Consider the following 17,569-nt stretch of genomic DNA (forward strand, 5'->3'; position numbering starts at 1 on the left):
CGGCGTGGCGTGGGCCGCGGGCCGCCGCTCGTGCGCCGGCTGTGCGGGGGGGCGCGGTCTGGGACTCCCTGACTCCGCTGCGGGTGCTCGCGGTCCTCGGCCGGCTGTTCGGCACCGTGGTGGCGGTCCCGGCCGCCCGGCGCCGTTGGGCAGGGCCGGACGAGCGAGTCGTAGGGTTCGTTCGGGGGAGTGGGCGCGGGTTCAGTTCAGGAGGGTGCGCGGGCCGGTGACCTCGGCGCCGTGGGCGCGGACGCGGCGGCGCAGCTCGCGGTCGGCCGTGACGACCAGGCACCGGCGGTCGCCGGCCGCCGCCGCCAGGTCCACGATGCGGTCGTCCCCGCTGCCGGACGCCTCCTCGATGCGCACCCCGGGCACCGGGGTCACGCCCCGGGCCGCGCCCTCGACCACCAGGACCAGCTCCAGCGGGCCGGGCAGGCCGGCCACGCCGGACCGCGCGAAGGGCACCAGACGGTCGCGCAGGCGCTCCGCGGCCCCGCGGCGGTCGCGCCACCAGCCGTCGGGCACCGATCCGACGACGTTCGCGCCGTCGACGATGAGCAGCGGCAGGCGCGGGGGCTCGCCGGTTCCGTCCGTCCCGTTCGCCGTGCCCGAGGTGTCCGTCATGTCGCTGACAGCCTTGCTGTGTCGCATCCGTGGCAGGCTCAGTGTGTCACGGGCGTACCGGCCCACCGGCGTGTGATCTCGCCGACCGCGGCAGCCGCCCGCTCGGCGGGCCGTCCGCCCGCGCGTACCCCGGGGGAGAACTCGACGTGCAGGAAGGGCACGTGGTCGTCGTCGGCCGTCTGGCCCTGCACGTTCGTGCGGCCCTCCAGCGGACAGGACCGCACCCAGGCCCGGCACACCGCGAAGCCGTGACCGCGCAGGGCGTCGGCCAGGTCGCGGCCCTCCTGCCGGCCCGCCGACCCGGCGCCGGTGGAGGCGATCACGTCGTAGCCGGGCGCGGCGGAGGCGGCGAAACCGTGCAGCTGGATCCCGGGCATCCCGCGGCGGGCCAGCTCGGCGCAGATGGCGTGGAAGACGGTGTCCTCGCGGTGCGCCACGTCCGCGGAATTGCCGACTCCGGCTTTGCGGTGTGCACCTGCGATCACCAGGACCCCGCCCGGTGAGCCGCGCAGCACCCGGACGCCCAACTGCTCGGTACCCAGATCGAAGCCGGGGTGCGGGACCTGGACCGACCAGCTCGGGCGGTGGTCCAGATCGAGGTAGACCCGGCCCCAGCCGCGCGGTGTCACGGCGGAGTCGGTGCGGTCCGCCACCTCCGTGTAACGGTGCCCGGAGGGCCGGTCGACGACCGTGCGTACCGTGAAGTCCCTTTGCGATAGCCGCTGTTCCGCTTGGTCGCGATGGCCGTCCAGCAGCAGGCCGACCGCCGCGGCGATGTCCTCGCGGTCGGCCCGGCCGGGATGCAGATACCCGTGGTCGGGCCCGAAGCGGCTCGTGTAGTCCGCCACCTCGCGCGCCAGGTCGATCTGTTCGGCGCCCTTCGGGGCGGGCCGGCCGGCATGGCCGGCACCGCCGCCCGTGGTGCGGAGCAGGACGGTGAGACCGCCGGCGAGACCGGCGATGACGAGCAGAAGTGTTGCGATCGTTATGGCGCGTGAGCGATGGGCTCTCATGGTTGTATCAAGATATCTTGGTGAACAGACGCCGTAGCCGGACCCTGCTGTCCCTGCTGACCCCGCTCTCCCTCCTCGCCGCCACCACCGGCTGTGGCCTCCTCTCGGACGACGCCGGCGCCCAGGGCGGCGGGCGCTCCTTCACCGTCGCCGCCGCCGGGGACATCCTGATGCACCCCGATCTGGTCGACCAGGCGCGCAAGGACGCCAAGCACACCGGCAAAGGGGTGGACGGCCTGGACTTCGGGCCGATGATGGCGGGCGTCAAACCGCTGATCAGCAAGGCGGACCTGGCGATCTGCCACTTCGAGCCGGTGATGGGCCCGGCGAAGGGCCCCTTCGAGGGCTTCCCGGACTTCCAGGTGCCGCCGCAGCAGGCGAAGACGATCAAGGACATCGGCTACGACACCTGCTCCACCGCCTCCAACCACACCCTCGACCACGGTTACGCGGGCGTGAAGCGCACCCTGGACGCGCTGGACGCCGCCGGTGTGAAGCACACCGGCTCCGCCCGCACCGCGAAGGAGGCGAACACCCCGCTGATCATGGACGTCAAGGGCGTCAAGGTCGCGCAGATCTCCTTCGCCTACGGCTTCAACGAGCCGCACACGCTGCCGAAGGGCAAGCCGTGGCTGGCCAACGAGCAGGACCTGGGCCGGATCAAGGCCGCCGAGCGGCGGGCCCGCAAGGCCGGCGCCGAGGTGGTGATCCTGTCCCTGCACTGGGGCCGCGAGCACCATCCGGAACCGTCCGCCGGGCAGATCTCCTTCGCCCGGCAGATCGCCCGGCACACAGGCATCAACCTGGTGATCGGCCACCACGCGCACGTCGTGGAGCCGATGGAGAAGGTCGACGGCACCTGGATCACCTACGGCCTCGGCAACCAGATCGCCCGGCACGAGGTGCCGACGGGGCTGACCGAGGAGGGCGTGATCGCCTGGTTCACGTTCACCGAGCGGGGCAAGGGCCACTGGGACGTCCAGCCGCGCTTCGAGCCGACGCTGCTGACGATCCCGCCGGACGCCGAGAACGTCCGGGACGGCGGCACCGCCGACTACTCCGGCGACGATGTGCGGGACTACCGCCTGCTGGACGTGCCGGCCGCGCTCCGCGACGGCCACGGCCTGACGGACACCCAGAAGGCGCGGCTACGGCTGGCCTTCGAGCGCACCGAGGGCACCCTGCTCAACCGCGGCGCGGCCGCGGACGGACTGAAGCCGCTGACGCCACTGCCCTAGCCTCATTTGTCCATTCTTGTCCGAAGGTTGAGTGATGTTGCCTAGATCACGTCCGACTTACTGCAACTTAACCCGCCGCTTACATGTCTGAGTTTTCCGGGCGCGGTCTTACCATCCACGCGCCCGGACCGTATTTCCTGAGAGGACGTTCTGTGGCGTCACCGCCCCCGGCGCGGCAGCACCGAGCCCGCCGCCGAGCCGACATGTCGCTGATCGGAGGCATCCGCCCGCCGATCGCGGTCCTTTCGGCCCTCCTGCTGACGCTCGCCGCCATCACGGCACTCGTGCTGGGCCGCGTCGACGACAGCGGAGTGCCGAAGGCGGTACTGACGTCCCAGCAGCACTTCGCCGAGGACGGCGCCATCGCTCTGCGCGCCTCCATCGACGAGTCCGTCACCGATGTCACCCGCTCCGCCGCGCTGTTCAGCGCCGGGCAGCCGGTCTCCGGCGACGCCGTCCTCGACAAGCTCGGCAGCACCTACCAGAAGTGGATGGGCACCGCCGTCGTCGAGATCCGCACCGGCAAACTGGTCGCGGCCCGCGGCGAGACGGTGCCGCTGACCGACGTGGACCTCTCCAGCCTCAGCGGCGACGACGGACTGGCCCCGCGCATGGTCCGGCTGAAGAACGGCGAGGTGCGCCTGCTCTCCTTCGGCCTGCTGACCTGGCCGGGCAGGCCGCAGCTGCTGCTGGTGGCCTCCAGGAACCTGAAGTTCCCCGGCATCAGCCTCGGCCAGTTCCGCTCGATCGCCGTGGTCGACGCCGGCGGCGCGATCCTCAGCAGCGACGGCATCGCCGACCCCGCGTCGGCCCGCAACAGCATCGACCGCAAGGACCTCACGGCCTCCCGCAAGCAGCTGAAGGACTTCGCCCAGGCGGCGGCCCAACGGGCGCAGCAGGACCCGCGCAGCAGCAAGGAACCCGGCAGCGGCGGCTACCAGGGCGTCAGCGGCAGCCTGCTCGGCGGCAAGCTGCTCGGCGACCGGTCCGTCGCCGGATACGCCACCCTCGCCGCGGCCGAGCCCGGCGAGCGGACCACCGCCTCCGGGCTCGGCCTGTCGGTGGTCTCCATGGTCAAGGTGACCGAGGAGTCCGCCCCGGCCGGCTCCCCGGTGTTCGGAGTGCTGGCGGCCGGCGCGCTGCTCGTCGTCGGTGCCCTGGCCGTGGCGGTGCTGCTGGGCACCGTGCAGCGCCCGCTCATCCGGCTGTTCCTGGAGTCCCGCCGGCTCACCCGCGGCGATCTGACCCGCCCGGTCACGGTCCCCGGCTACGGCGAGGCGCACCGCATCGGGGGCGCCCTGGAACGGCTGCGCCGCCAGCTGCTCGGCGAGAGCGCCGAAGCCACCGGCCCGGCCGAGAGCCAGCGCGGGCTGCGCCGGGTGGACACCCGCGCCTTCCTCGCGGTCTGCGCGGTGCTGCTGCTGGCCTGGTCGGCACCGCTGATGCTGCTGTTCAACCGCGCGGACAACACCGCCGACGTCCCCCGGCAGCTCGTCAACGACCAGCGCGAGCGCACCGACACGCTCAGCGACCGGGTGCGCCGCGCGGTCAACGAGGGCGACGCCGACCTGCAGTCGGTCGCCTCGCTGATCGGCGACAAGACCTCGCCCGAGGCCATGGAGACGGTGCTGGAGCGCACCTACAACGAGAACAGGCGCTACCGCTCCCTCTACGTCGTCGACTCCCACGGCGAGATCCAGGCCCGCGAGGGGAAGACGCCCAAGGTGGACCAGTCCGACCGGGTCTCCGGCAAGCCCATCCGGCTGCTGGGCCGTGGCGGCAAGGAGCCCGTGGTCGTCGCCGCCGCCGAGATACCCGGCCGGGGCGGCGCCCAGTTGGTCGGCGAGTTCCGGGTGGAGTTCTTCAACGCGCTGCTGACCCGGCCGGGCCTCGGCGCGGTCCGGCTCGTGGACGACCAGCACAAGATCATCGCCGGTAACACCGGCTTCCTCGCCTTCCAGTCGCTGCCCGACGACCACCTGAAGGACCTCGTCGCGGCCAGCGCCCAGCGGCTGGGCAAGAAGCCGCAGCCGAGCGGCGTGCTCTACCGCGAGCACGGGGTGCGGATCGCCGCCGCCGCGCCGTTCTCCGGCAGCGGCACGGCCGAGTCGCTGCACTGGAGCGTGGTCAGCTGGCAGCCCGTCGACCGGCTCGCCATCCCGCAGTACGACGCCCAGAACCGCACCGTCCTCGCCGGTCTGCTCGGTGCCGCCGCGGCCGTCGCCTGCCTGGGCTGGCTGCACATCGTGGTGGCCCGGCCGCTGCGCAGCCTGGCCGACCGGGCCGAGGCGCTGGCCGGAGGCGACCGCAAGACGGTGCTCTTCCCGCAGCACCACGACGAGGTCGGCGCCGTGACCCGCTCCCTGGAACTCATCCGGCAGCAGCTGCAGGACCAGCGCCGCCAGCAGCCCCGCCGCACCCCGCCCCCGCCGTCCGATCGGCAGCGGTCCGCGCCGCAGCAGCCCACACCGCGCCAGGACCCGCCCGAGCCGGACGACCCGCGCCAGGACCCGCCCCAGCAGCCGACGCCCCGGCAGAACCTGCCCGAGCAGTACGGCCCGCGCCGGGACCCGGCCCAGCACCCCGCGCCCGAGCCGTACCCGCCGCAGCAGTACCCGCCCCAGCAGTACACAAGGAACTGATCACCCGTGCTCTTCCTCTACACCGTGTTGCTGGTCTGCTGCGCGATTCTGCTCGCCGCGGGCGTCGTGGAGCAGCGGCGGCACTTCGCCAACCTGGAGAACATCCCCACCCGGGTGCTGGTCAACGGCATCCGCGGCAAGTCCTCCATCACCCGGCTGTGCGCGGGCGCGCTGCGCGGCGGCGACCTGGTCACCGTCGCCAAGACCACCGGCACCGCGGCCCGGTTCATCCACCCGGACGCCACCGAGGAGCCGGTCTACCGCAAGTTCGGCATCGCCAACGTGGTCGAGCAGATCGGCATCGTGCGGCGGGCCGCCGCGTACAAGCCGGACGCGCTGGTCATCGAGTGCATGGCCGTCATGCCGGCCCTGCAGGAGATCAACCAGTCCAAGCTGATCCGCTCCACCATCGGCGTGCTGTGCAACGTCCGCGAGGACCACCTCGCCGAGATGGGCCCCACCCTGGACGACGTGGCGCGCTCGCTGTGCCGCTCGATGCCCGAGGACGGCATCTGCGTCACCGCCGAGAAGGATCGTTTCCACATCCTCCAGGAGGAGGCGGACGCCCGTAACTGCAAGCTGGTCTACGCCGACCCGGAGACCGTCACCGACGAGGAGCTGCGCGGCTTCAGCTGGTTCACCTTCAAGGAGAACGTGGCCATCGCCCTCACGGTGGCCGAGCTCCTCGGTGTGGACCGCGAGACGGCCCTGCAGGGCATGTACGACGCCCCGCCGGACCCCGGTGTCCTCTCCGTCGAGCGCTATCGGACGCACGAGGGCAAGAAGCTGCGCTTCGCCAACGTCTTCGCGGCCAACGACCCCGAGTCGACGCTGATGAACATCAACCAGCTGCTCGACCTCGGCGCCATCCACCGCCCGCTCAACGTGGTCATCAACTGCCGCCCCGACCGCGTCGAACGCAACGGTCAGATGGGCGAGATCATCCCCGACCTCGACCCCGAGCGCGTCTTCGTCATCGGCCACCCGGCCAAGTCCGCCATCGACGCCATCCCCGCCGAGTTCCGCTCGCGCGCCGTCGACCTCGGCGGCGACAAGCGCGACCCCGAGGAGTTCATGGCCAGGATGCTGGACATGCTCGGCCAGGACTCGTCGATGGTCGCGATCGGCAACATCCACGGTCAGGGCGAGATCCTGCTGGAGCACCTCGCCGAACTGCCGCCGGACGACAGCGCCGACGAACCGGTGGCCGCCGCGGCCCCGGCCGGCCGGACCGGGACGGCACCCGCCGCAGCCGACCCCTCCGAGACCATGCAGCTGTACGCGCCCCGCCTCGACCCGTACCAGGGCTACTCGGAGGCGTACGAGTCCCGCTACGCCCAGCAGCCGTACATTCAGCCGCTCCCCGCCCAGCGGGCGGCAGCCGACCCGTACCCGCCGGGGGAGCGGACGAGCGGGGCGCCGTACGACCACACGTACGCCCACGACACGCGGCCGCAGCCGCACGACGGCGACCGGCCCGCCCCCGCCGCCCCGCGGGAACCCGCGGACAGCGGCCGGACGCCCGGACAGGCCCCGTCCCGCGGGCTGTTCGAACCCCGCGTCCCGCCCCAGACCTCCGCCGACGACAGCCAGCAGTGGCACAGCCCAGGAGAACAGCGTTGATCCCCTCCGTCCTCACCCCCGAGATCGCCGCGATCGGCATCGGCCTGGGTCTGATGTTCTCGCTCATGTGCTACCTGACGACCAATCTGTCGCCGGGCGGCATGATCACCCCGGGCTGGCTCGCGCTCACCCTCATCGAGGACCTCCAGCGCGCCGCCCTGGTCATCGGCGTGACCGTGCTGACGTACCTCGCCACGCTGCTCATGCAGAAGTTCGTGATCCTGTACGGCAAGCGGCTGTTCGCGGCCGTCGTGCTGAGCGGCGTGCTGATCCAGGCCACCGTGATCATCGTGCTGCAGATGGAGTTCCCGCTGCTGTACGCGAACCAGACGCTCGGCTTCATCGTCCCCGGCCTGATCGGCTACCAGCTGGTCCGTCAGCCCAAGGGCGCGACCCTGCTGTCCGTCGCGTCGGTCTCGCTGGCCACCTATGTGGTGCTGACCGCCGGCATCCTGCTGGGCGCCATGCCGACCGCCTGAACCCTTCCGTACCTCACGTACCCCTGGAGCCTCCACCATGCCGAAGCGCAAAGGCCGCCCCGTCCTCCACGCGGCGACGGTCCTGGCGCTGCTCGCGGGCAGCGCGTACTTCACCTACGAACTGCGCAAGGACGAGCAGGCGAAGCTCCCGGCCGCCCAGTCGATCACCGAGAACCTGCAGAGCTCGGGCAAGGCGACCGGCAAGCAGACCTGGGAACGGCTGAACAACCCGGCGCGCTCGGTGCTGCGCGACGGCAAGGGCGCCGTCATAGCCACCTTCACGGACGGCGCCCGTACGGCCACCCTCAAGGGCCCCACGCGGACCTTCACCGAACCGGCCAACACCACCACCAAGGTGGTCACCGACGACTGGGTCCGCCTCATGCCGGACACCTGGGCCAAGGGCGCCGAGAAGCAGCAGTGGTTCAAGGACTGGTTCAAGCAGTACTACGGCAGCGAGGAGGACGACATCTTCGCCTTCGCCTTCTCGTACATCCAGGGCGCGCCGGTCAAGAAGGACGACCAGGGTGTCCAGTACGCGGGCCACGCCACCTACGGCCCCCTCAAGGCCGACGGCGTCGACCGCTACGAACAGACCGACTTCTACGACTACCTGGGCATCCCGTACACCTTCCGGGACGGCGTCACCATGTACCCGCAGAAGGACCGCCTGCGCGCCGTGGACTGCTCCGGCTATCTGCGTCTGGTCTACGGCTACCGGGCCCGCTACCCGCTGATGTCGGACAACACCCACGGCGACGGGCTGCCGCGCACCGCCGACGGCATGGCCCGCGGCAAGGAGGGCGTCGACATCATCAAGCTCCAGGGGCCGAGCCCCTGGTACGTGCAGCCGAAGAACATCGACGTCCTGCAACCCGGCGACCTGCTGTTCTTCAAGATGGACCACCGCACCGCCAACCACATGGACCACTCCGCGATCTACCTCGGCCCGGACACCGAGGGCCACAAGGTCTTCATCTCCAGCCGCAAGGAGCAGAACGGACCCACGATCGGCGACCAGGGCGGTGTCTCGCGCCTCGACGGCGACGGCTTCTACGCCAAGCTGTTCCGCAGCGCGAAGCGGCTGTGAGCAGGCGGGCGAGGGCCGCCGCCGGCCCACGGCTTAGAGTGAACCGGTGAACGGCAACTGGCTCCTGCGCGGCCGCGACGGCCGGCTCAGTGTCTACCAGCTGTCGGGTGACGCCGTCCTGGTGCGGGCGGAACGCGCTCCCGGCGGCCCCTGGACCGAACCGCGGAGGGTGGGCGGCGATCAGCGGCTGCACCTCTCGGCCGGCGTCGGCCAGGGCACGGACGGCTACGCCCACCTGGTGGCCTGGCGGCCCACGGCCGAGGGCGAGTCGGGCCTGGTGCACTCCACGCACTTCCGCCCGCTGCTCGCGCCCCTGGACTGGAACCCGATCGGTCACCCGAAGAAGAAGGGCGACCGTACGGGCACACCGGCCGTCACCGTCGACGCCCAGGGCCGCGCCCATGTGTTCGTCCGCAACAACGGTGCGGGGGTGCACCACGTCGTCCAGAGGGAGAAGGGCGGCTGGGAGCCCTGGCGGGACCTGCGGGGCAGCAAGGTCCAGGACGGCCTGGCGGCGGTGACCGGGGAGTCCGGCAGGGTCGAGGTGTACGCGGCCGTTCCCGACGGCATCCTGCACTGGCGGCAGGAGGAGCCGGACGCCCGGCCGGTCATGCAGGAACCGCTGAAGGCCCCGGTCCGCCCCGGCACACTGCGCGCCCTCGCGACCTCGTCCGAGAGCACGACGGTCTTCTTCACGGACACCTCGGGGGACCTGTGCGCCTGGCGCCCCGGCGGCAAGCCGGCGGTCCTGCTGCCCGCGGCGGGCCCCGGCCCGGTCGCGGCGATCCGCTGCGAACTCGACGGCCACGACTGCACCCTGCTCGCCCAGCGCGCGGAGAGCGGCCGCGTCGCCTTCGCCGCCTACCCCACGGAGCTGGAGTCGGCCGGGGCCTGGTGGACGGAGTCGGGTCCGCAGCTGCCCGTCGACGCCCTGGTGGCCCTGACGAAGGACGCCGACGACCGCGTGGCGGCGGCGACACTGTCCCCCTCCACCGGCCAGCTCCTCCTCACCCGGCGCAAGGACGAACCGGGGCTGGCGCTGGAGGCATGGCGGCAGGTCTGAGCACGCGAAGGGGGCCCCCGCCCAGCGGGGGCCCCCTTCTGACGTACCCGGTGTTACGCCGGGACGCTCGCGACGCCCGGGGCCAGGAACTTCTTGCCGTTCACGCGCTCCGAAACGCCCTCGCGGTCCAGGTACGGCGTGATGCCGCCCAGGTGGAAGGGCCAGCCGGCGCCCGTGATCAGGCAGAGGTCGATGTCCTGGGCCTCGGCGACGACGCCCTCGTCGAGCATGAGCCCGATCTCCTGCGCCACCGCGTCGAGCACCCGCGCCCGCACCTGCTCCTCGGTCAGGACGACATCGCCCTGCTTCAGCAGCGCGGCGACCTCCGGGTCCAGCTCCGGCTTGCCGCTGTCGTAGACGTAGAAGCCGCGCTTGCCCGCCTCGACGACCGCCTTGAGGTTCGGGGAGACCTTGAAGCGGTCCGGGAAGGCGCCGTGCAGCGTCTCGGAGACGTGCAGGCCGATCGCCGGGCCGACCAGCTCCAGCAGCACCAGCGGGGACATCGGCAGACCGAGCGGCTCGATCGCCTTCTCGGCGACCTCGACCGGGGTGCCCTCGTCGATGACGTTCTGGATCTCGCCCATGAAGCGGGTCAGGATGCGGTTCACGACGAACGCCGGGGCGTCCTTGGTGAGGACCGCGGTCTTCTTCAGCTTCTTGGCGACGGCGAACGCGGTGGCCAGGGAGGCGTCGTCGGTCTTCTCGCCGCGGACGATCTCCAGCAGCGGCAGCACCGCGACCGGGTTGAAGAAGTGGAAGCCGACGACCCGCTCGGGGTGCTTCAGCTTCGACGCCATCTCCGACACGGAGAGCGAGGAGGTGTTGGTCGCGAGGATCGCGTGCGCCGGGGCGACCGCCTCGACCTCCGCGAACACCTGCTGCTTGACGCCGATCTCCTCGAACACGGCCTCGATGACGAAGTCGGCGTCGGAGAAGCCCTCGGCCTTGTCCAGGACACCGGTGACCAGCGCCTTGAGGCGGTTGGCCTTGTCCTGGTCGATCCGGCCCTTGCCGAGCAGCTTGTCGATCTCGGCGTGGACGTAGCCCACACCCTTGTCGACGCGCTCCTGGTCGATGTCGGTCAGCACGACCGGCACCTCCAGGCGGCGCAGGAAGAGCAGCGCGAGCTGGCTGGCCATCAGACCGGCGCCGACCACACCGACCTTGGTGACCGGGCGGGCCAGGTTCTTGTCCGGGGCGCCGGCGGGACGCTTGCCGCGCTTCTGGACGAGGTTGAACGAGTAGATCCCGGCGCGCAGTTCGCCACCCATGATCAGGTCGGCGAGGGCCTGGTCCTCGGCGTCGTACCCCTGCTGCAGGTCACCGTTCTTGGCGGCGGCGATGATGTCGAGGGCGCGGTAGGCGGCCGGAGCGGCGCCGTGCACCTTGGAGTCCGCGATGAAACGGCCCTTGGCGACGGCCTGGTCCCAGGCCTCGCCGCGGTCGATCACCGGGCGCTCGACCTCGATGTCGCCCTTGATCACCTGGGCGGTCCAGATCAGCGACTGCTCCAGGAAGTCGGCGCCCTCGAAGATCGCGTCGGCGATGCCGAGCTCGAAGACCTGCTTGCCCTTGAGCTGCTTGTTCTGGTTCAGCGAGTTCTCGATGATGACCGAGACGGCCTTGTCGGCGCCGATCAGGTTCGGCAGCAGTGCGCAGCCGCCCCAGCCGGGCACCAGGCCGAGGAAGACCTCGGGCAGCGAGAACGCCGGGATCGCCTTGGAGACGGTCCGGTAGGTGCAGTGCAGGCCGACCTCGACGCCGCCGCCCATCGCCGCGCCGTTGTAGTAGGCGAAGGTGGGCACGGCCAGCTTGGACAGGCGCTTGAAGACCTCGTGGCCGCCCTTGCCGATGGCGAGCGCGTGCTCGTGCTCCTTCAGCAGTTCGACGCCCTTGAGGTCGGCGCCGACCGCGAAGATGAACGGCTTGCCGGTGATGCCGACACCGACGATGTCGCCGTCGGCCGCCTCCTTCTCGACCTGGTCGATGGCGGTGTTGAGGTTCGCCAGCGACGCCGGGCCGAAGGTGGTCGGCTTGGTGTGGTCCAGGCCGTTGTCCAGCGTGATCAGCGCGAAGCGGCCGGCGCCGGACGGCAGGTCGAAGTGGCGTACGTGCGCACTGGTGACGACCTCGTCGGGGAACAGCTCGGAAGCCTGCTTCAGAAGCTCGGCGGTGGTGCTCACTTGTCCCCCTCGAAGTGCGGGTTCTCCCAGATGACCGTCGCGCCCATGCCGAAGCCGACGCACATGGTGGTCAGGCCGTAGCGGACGTGCGGCTGCTCCTCGAACTGGCGGGCCAGCTGCGTCATCAGCCGGACGCCGGAGGAGGCCAGCGGGTGACCGAAGGCGATGGCGCCGCCGTACTGGTTGACGCGCTCGTCGTCGTCCGCGATGCCGTAGTGGTCGAGGAAGGCCAGCACCTGCACGGCGAAGGCCTCGTTGATCTCGAACAGACCGATGTCGGAGATGGACAGACCCGCCTTGGCGAGGGCCTTCTCCGTCGCCGGGATCGGGCCGTAGCCCATGACCTCCGGCTCGACGCCCGCGAAGGCGTACGACACGAGGCGCATCTTGACCGGCAGGCCGTTCTCGCGGGCGAAGTCCTCGCTCGCGATGATCGACGCGGTGGCACCGTCGTTGAGACCGGCCGCGTTACCGGCGGTGACCCGGCCGTGCACACGGAACGGGGTCTTGAGACCGGAGAGGTTCTCCAGCGTCGTACCCGGGCGCATCGGCTCGTCGGCGGTGACCAGGCCCCAGCCCGTCTCGCCGGCCTCCGCGTTGGTCCGGCGCACCGAGATCGGCACCAGGTCCTGCTGGATCTTGCCGTTGGCGTAGGCCTTGGCGGCCTTCTCCTGCGAGCGCACCGCGTACTCGTCGGCGCGCAGCTTGGTGATCTGCGGGTACCGGTCGTGCAGGTTCTCCGCGGTCATGCCCATGAACAGGGCGGACTCGTCGACCAGCTTCTCGGAGACGAACCGCGGGTTCGGGTCCACGCCCTCGCCCATCGGGTGGCGGCCCATGTGCTCCACGCCACCGGCGATGACGGCGTCGTAGGCACCGAAGGCGATCGAACCGGCGGTGGTCGTCACGGCGGTCAGGGCGCCGGCGCACATGCGGTCGATCGAGTAGCCGGGCACGGACTGCGGCAGACCGGCGAGGATGCCGGCCGTACGGCCCAGGGTCAGACCCTGGTCACCGATCTGCGTGGTCGCGGCGATGGCGACCTCGTCGATCTTCTTCGGGTCGAGACCCGGGTTGCGGCGCAGCAGCTCCCGGATCGCCTTCACGACGAGGTCGTCGGCGCGGGTCTCGTGGTAGATGCCCTTCGGGCCCGCCTTGCCGAACGGGGTGCGGACGCCGTCGACGAAGACGACGTCCCTGACGGTACGAGGCACGATGGCTCTCCTCCAGGGTGCGGGACACTGAGCGCTTGCTTACGGCCCATGCTACTTATGAGTAACGTAGCTGCCCAGTCCCGGGGGCGGGAGCGGCGAAGGTCACACCCGCCCGGTCGCGGTGGACCGGTGATCAAGAAAGGGACGTCCCAGGATCTTGGCGTGATCTCGACGTCCCTGTTCCGTGTCCGCGGCCCCTGCGGAGCCTCAGGCCCCCTTGGCCGACAGCGCCGACACCAGCACCGGCGTCACCAGCTCCACCTGCCACGCCCGAGCGCCGTACCCCGCCAGCGCGGCCCCCACCGAGTCGGCGTCCACCACCTTCGGCGGTTCCCAGCAGATGCGCCGCACCGTGTCCGGCGACACCAGGTTCTCCTGCGGCAGGTTGAGCCGCTCGGCAAGAGCGCTCACCCCGGCCCGGGCCGCCGACAACCGCGTCGCGGCGGCGGGGTCCTTGTCGGCCCAGGCCCGCGGCGGCGGAGGCCCGGTCACCGGCTGACCGGGCTGCGGCAGCGCGGCGTCCGGCAGGGCCTTGGCGCGATCCACCGCCGCCTGCCACTGCTCCAGCTGCCGCCGCCCCATCCGGTGCCCGAACCCGTTCAGCGCGGCCAGCGCGTGCACACTGCCGGGCAGAGCGAGCGCGGCCTCCACGATGGCCGCGTCACTGAGTACCTTGCCGGGGGACACGTCCCGCCGCTGCGCGATACGGTCCCGCGTCTCCCACAGCTCCCGTACGACACCGAGCTGCCGCCTGCGCCGCACCTTGTGCATCCCGGAGGTGCGCCGCCACGGATCCTTCCTCGGCTCGGCCGGCGGCGCGGCCGCGATCGCGTCGAACTCCTGCAGGGCCCACTCCAGCTTGCCCTGCCGGTCCAGCTCCTTCTCCAGGGCGTCGCGCAGGTCGACGAGGAGTTCCACGTCGAGCGCGGCGTACCTCAGCCATGGCTCGGGCAGCGGCCGGGTCGACCAGTCGACGGCGGAGTGGCCCTTCTCCAGGACGAAGCCGAGGACCCCCTCGACCATCGCGCCGAGGCCGACCCGGGGGAACCCGGCCAGCCGGCCGGCCAGCTCGGTGTCGAAGAGCCGGGTCGGGACCATGCCTATCTCCCGCAGGCAGGGCAGGTCCTGGGTGGCCGCGTGCAGCACCCACTCGACGCCGGACAGCGCCTCGCCGAGCCCGGACAGGTCGGGGCAGGCCACGGGGTCGATCAGCGCGCTCCCGGCGCCCTCGCGGCGCAGCTGCACCAGATAGGCCCGCTGGCCGTAGCGGTAGCCGGAGGCGCGCTCGGCGTCGACGGCGACCGGACCGGAGCCCGCGGCGAAGGCGGCGACCACCTCGGCGAGCCCGGCCTCGTCGGTGACCACGGGCGGAATGCCCTCGCGGGGTTCGAGCAGCGGTGTCGGCGCCCCTGTCACAGAAGATCCGGCGTTGTCCGGAGGAGTGCCCCCGGTGATGCGCAGGGAGCTGTCTGCTGCGGTGTTTTGGGCGTCGGTCACCTGTCAAGGGTATCCGTGCGCGGACGTCGCCCGTCGCCGGAACGTTCCGGCGACGGGCGCAGGAGGGGCGTAAACCAGTCAGGCCGGTGAACGGTGCGGCTCACGTGAGTGGACCGGCCGCGCTCCGCACGGCTCAGTGGATGATCCCGGTGCGCAGGGCCACGGCCACCATGCCGGCCCGGTCGCCCGTGCCCAGCTTGCGGGCGATGCGGGCGAGGTGGCTCTTGACGGTCAGCGCGGACAGGCCCATCGAGACGCCGATCGCCTTGTTGGACTGGCCCTCCGCGACCAGCCGCAGCACCTCGACCTCGCGTCCGGACAGCTCGCGGTAGCCGCCCGGGTGGCTCGGGGCACCCGGGGGGCGGCGGTGCATCCGGGCGGCGCCGAGGGGAGCGGTGCCGGGCCGGGCGGGCAGGCCGATGTTGGTACGGGTGCCGGTGACGACGTACCCCTTGACCCCGCCGGCCAGGGCGTTGCGCACGGCGCCGATGTCGTCGGCGGCGGACAGGGCCAGTCCGTTGGGCCAGCCCGCCGCGCGGGTCTCGGACAGCAGGGTCAGGCCGGAGCCGTCGGGCAGGTGGACGTCGGCGACGCAGATGTCGCGCGGGTTGCCGATGCGGGGGCGGGCCTCCGCGATGGACGAGGCCTCGATGACATCGCGCACGCCGAGAGCCCACAGATGACGGGTGACGGTGGAGCGGACGCGCGGGTCGGCCACGACCACCATGGCGGTCGGTTTGTTCGGGCGGTAGGCGACCAGGCTTGCGGGCTGCTCGAGGAGAACGGACACCAGGCCTCCTGGGTGGGGGGACGGGGCCGGCTTGGGGGATGAAGCCGGGACGAACCGTGCTTTCAAGGTCACAGTCGTCTTCGGCAGCAAACTCGTCCGCCTTTAGAGAATGATCACGATCTAGTGAGTAACAATCTGCGCAATTCGGACGCACGATCGATCATCCGAAGATCGAGTCGGCCCGAGCGGATGCGATTCCGGGTCGGAAAGTGGCCGTATCGACAAAGGGATGGTCAATAAGGCGCCCATGCGGATGAAGCCGCCGGCACCCGCCGGGCGGCTCACCTGATCATCGTGGCTGCGGGCCCCTGCGCTGCGGCAGCGTGACCACCGAGGCGTCCCCCGGACCGGCCGGCGGCAGGCCCGCGACCTGCGCCAGCAGATCGCACCAGGAGGCCAGGTGGGAGGCCGTGTCGGGCACCCCGCCGAGCCCCTCGCGGGGCGTCCAGGACGCCCTGATCTCGATCTGCGAGGCCGACGGACGGTCGGCGAGTCCCCCGAAGTAGTGGGAACTCGCGCGCGTGATCGTCCCGCTCGGCTCGCCGTAGCCGAGCCCCCGCGCCTGCAGCGCACCCGTCAGCCACGACCAGCACACCTCGGGCAGCAGCGGATCGGCCGCCATCTCCGGCTCCAGCTCCGCGCGTACCAGCGTCACCAGCCGGAACGTTCCGCGCCAGGCGTCATGGCCCGCCGGGTCGTGCAGCAGCACCAGCCGCCCGTCGGCCAGCTCCTCCTCGCCGTCGATCACCACGGCCTCCAGCGCGTACGCGTACGGGGCGAGCCGCTGCGGGGCGGGCGTGGGCTCCACCTCGACCTGCGCCCGCAGCCGGCTGCTGCGCAGGGCATCGACCGCGGCCCGGAAAGCCGGCGGACCCGAGGTGCTCGCGCGCCGGTCCGCCTCCTCGGTGTCCTTCACGTCGTCCATTCCGTCAGCGCTGTCCGACATTCGTCCGTGAGCCGCAGCCATGCGGGGAAGAGTAAGGGGAAGCGAGGGCTTGTGCAGGGCAAGACACCCCGCGCCGTCGCCCGCCGCCGTCGTGCGAGACTTGCCCCGTGACCGCCAACGACAGCATGCAGCCGACAGCGACGTACGACAGCGCCTTCCTCAAGGCGTGCAGGCGCGAACCCGTGCCGCACACCCCGGTGTGGTTCATGCGCCAGGCCGGCCGCTCCCTGCCCGAGTACCTCAAGGTGCGCGAGGGCATCCCCATGCTGGAGTCCTGCACGCGGCCCGAGCTGGTCACCGAGATCACGCTGCAGCCGGTACGGCGGCACAACGTGGACGCGGCGATCTACTACAGCGACATCGTCGTCCCGCTCAAGGCCATCGGCGTCGGCCTGGACATCAAGCCCGGCGTCGGCCCGGTCGTCGACGAGCCCATCCGCACCCGCGCCGACCTGGCCCGGCTGCGCGACCTCACCCCCGAGGACGTCCACTACGTCACCGAGGCGATCGGCCTGCTCACCAAGGAGCTGGGCGCGACCCCGCTGATCGGTTTCGCCGGCGCGCCTTTCACCCTCGCGAGCTACCTGGTCGAGGGCGGCCCCTCGCGCACGTTCGAGAACGCCAAGGCGATGATGTACGGCGACCCCGAGCTGTGGGCCGACCTGCTGGACCGCCTCGCCGACATCACGGCCGCCTTCCTGAAGGTGCAGATCGAGGCGGGCGCGAGCGCGGTCCAGCTGTTCGACTCCTGGGTCGGCGCCCTCGCCCCGGCGGACTACCGGCGCTCGGTCATGCCCGCCTCCGCGAAGGTCTTCGAGGCCGTCTCCGGCTACGGCGTCCCGCGCATCCACTTCGGTGTCGGCTCCGGTGAGCTGCTCCAGCTCATGGGCGAGGCCGGCGCGGACGTCGTCGGTGTCGACTGGCGCGTCCCGCTGGACGAGGCGCAGCGCCGCGTCGGCCCCGGCAAGGCGCTCCAGGGCAACCTCGACCCGACGGTCCTGTTCACCGACAAGGACACCGTGGAGACCAAGGCCCGCGAGGTGCTGGACGCGGCCGCCGGTCTGGAGGGCCATGTCTTCAACCTCGGCCACGGCGTCATGCCGAACACCGACCCGGACGCGCTGACCCGCCTCGTGGACTACGTCCACACCGCGACCGCGCGCTGAC

At 71.6% G+C, this 17,569-nt stretch carries 14 protein-coding genes; 7 read left to right on the forward strand and 7 right to left on the reverse strand.

Features of this window, described 5'->3' with window-relative positions; translation table 11 throughout:
- Positions 1-201: 201 nt before the first annotated feature.
- Both ABT171_RS38505 and ABT171_RS38510 read right to left on the reverse strand, forming a co-directional pair.
- On the reverse strand, positions 202-624 hold the full coding sequence (locus tag ABT171_RS38505) for a PIN domain-containing protein (RefSeq protein ID WP_351251193.1): 423 nt from the start codon (positions 622-624) through the stop codon (positions 202-204).
- A 38-nt stretch (positions 625-662) separates the two neighbouring features.
- On the reverse strand, positions 663-1,637 hold the full coding sequence (locus ABT171_RS38510) for a hypothetical protein (RefSeq protein ID WP_351251149.1): 975 nt from the start codon (positions 1,635-1,637) through the stop codon (positions 663-665).
- A gap of 17 nt (positions 1,638-1,654) precedes the next feature.
- Here ABT171_RS38510 and ABT171_RS38515 point away from each other — a divergent pair, with 17 nt between their 5' ends.
- The 6 genes from ABT171_RS38515 to ABT171_RS38540 all read left to right on the forward strand — a co-directional run bounded on the left by ABT171_RS38515 (position 1,655) and on the right by ABT171_RS38540 (position 9,772).
- Positions 1,655-2,875, forward strand: a complete 1,221-nt coding sequence (locus ABT171_RS38515) for a CapA family protein (RefSeq protein ID WP_503078596.1) — start codon at positions 1,655-1,657, stop codon at positions 2,873-2,875.
- A 203-nt stretch (positions 2,876-3,078) separates the two neighbouring features.
- Positions 3,079-5,517 carry a HAMP domain-containing protein gene (locus ABT171_RS38520; protein WP_351251153.1) on the forward strand — a complete coding sequence of 813 codons (2,439 nt, stop codon included), beginning with the start codon at positions 3,079-3,081 and terminating at the stop codon, positions 5,515-5,517.
- A 6-nt stretch (positions 5,518-5,523) separates the two neighbouring features.
- Positions 5,524-7,140 carry a poly-gamma-glutamate synthase PgsB gene (pgsB, locus tag ABT171_RS38525; RefSeq protein ID WP_351251155.1) on the forward strand — a complete coding sequence of 539 codons (1,617 nt, stop codon included), beginning with the start codon at positions 5,524-5,526 and terminating at the stop codon, positions 7,138-7,140.
- Positions 7,137-7,619, forward strand: coding sequence for a poly-gamma-glutamate biosynthesis protein PgsC/CapC (locus tag ABT171_RS38530; RefSeq protein ID WP_351251157.1), 483 nt, complete (start codon positions 7,137-7,139; stop codon positions 7,617-7,619). The genes pgsB and ABT171_RS38530 overlap by 4 nt, the downstream gene beginning before the upstream one ends.
- A 37-nt stretch (positions 7,620-7,656) precedes the next feature.
- Entirely contained in the window at positions 7,657-8,709 is a 1,053-nt protein-coding gene (locus ABT171_RS38535; protein WP_351251159.1) for an NlpC/P60 family protein, read from the forward strand.
- 46 nt (positions 8,710-8,755) lie between these two features.
- A complete protein-coding gene (locus tag ABT171_RS38540) occupies positions 8,756-9,772 on the forward strand; it encodes a DUF8189 domain-containing protein (protein ID WP_351251161.1) in 1,017 nt (338 codons plus the stop codon).
- Between the two features lie 53 nt (positions 9,773-9,825).
- Here the strand turns inward: ABT171_RS38540 and ABT171_RS38545 are convergent, their stop codons facing one another.
- From ABT171_RS38545 to ABT171_RS38565, 5 genes are all read right to left on the reverse strand, one after another.
- Positions 9,826-11,955 carry a 3-hydroxyacyl-CoA dehydrogenase NAD-binding domain-containing protein gene (locus ABT171_RS38545; protein ID WP_351251163.1) on the reverse strand — a complete coding sequence of 710 codons (2,130 nt, stop codon included), beginning with the start codon at positions 11,953-11,955 and terminating at the stop codon, positions 9,826-9,828.
- A complete protein-coding gene (locus ABT171_RS38550) occupies positions 11,952-13,169 on the reverse strand; it encodes a thiolase family protein (RefSeq protein ID WP_055706319.1) in 1,218 nt (405 codons plus the stop codon). Before ABT171_RS38550 ends, ABT171_RS38545 begins: the two co-directional genes overlap by 4 nt.
- Positions 13,170-13,376: 207 nt before the next feature.
- Positions 13,377-14,666: a ribonuclease D gene (locus ABT171_RS38555; RefSeq protein WP_351251165.1), complete on the reverse strand. Its 1,290-nt coding sequence runs from the start codon at positions 14,664-14,666 to the stop codon at positions 13,377-13,379.
- Between the two features lie 133 nt (positions 14,667-14,799).
- Positions 14,800-15,456 carry a LuxR C-terminal-related transcriptional regulator gene (locus tag ABT171_RS38560; RefSeq protein ID WP_351015673.1) on the reverse strand — a complete coding sequence of 219 codons (657 nt, stop codon included), beginning with the start codon at positions 15,454-15,456 and terminating at the stop codon, positions 14,800-14,802.
- A 289-nt stretch (positions 15,457-15,745) separates the two neighbouring features.
- The gene (locus ABT171_RS38565; protein ID WP_351251167.1) at positions 15,746-16,423 is read right to left on the reverse strand and encodes a DUF3000 domain-containing protein; all 678 of its coding nucleotides are present in this window, start codon (positions 16,421-16,423) and stop codon (positions 15,746-15,748) included.
- 104 nt (positions 16,424-16,527) lie between these two features.
- On the opposite strand from ABT171_RS38565, the gene hemE reads away from it, so the two are divergent.
- Positions 16,528-17,568, forward strand: coding sequence for a uroporphyrinogen decarboxylase (gene hemE / locus ABT171_RS38570; RefSeq protein ID WP_503078597.1), 1,041 nt, complete (start codon positions 16,528-16,530; stop codon positions 17,566-17,568).
- Position 17,569: the final 1 nt, after the last annotated feature.

The sequence above is a fragment of the Streptomyces sp. NPDC001851 genome (assembly GCF_040297165.1).
In the GTDB taxonomy this organism is placed as follows: Bacteria; Actinomycetota; Actinomycetes; order Streptomycetales; family Streptomycetaceae; genus Streptomyces.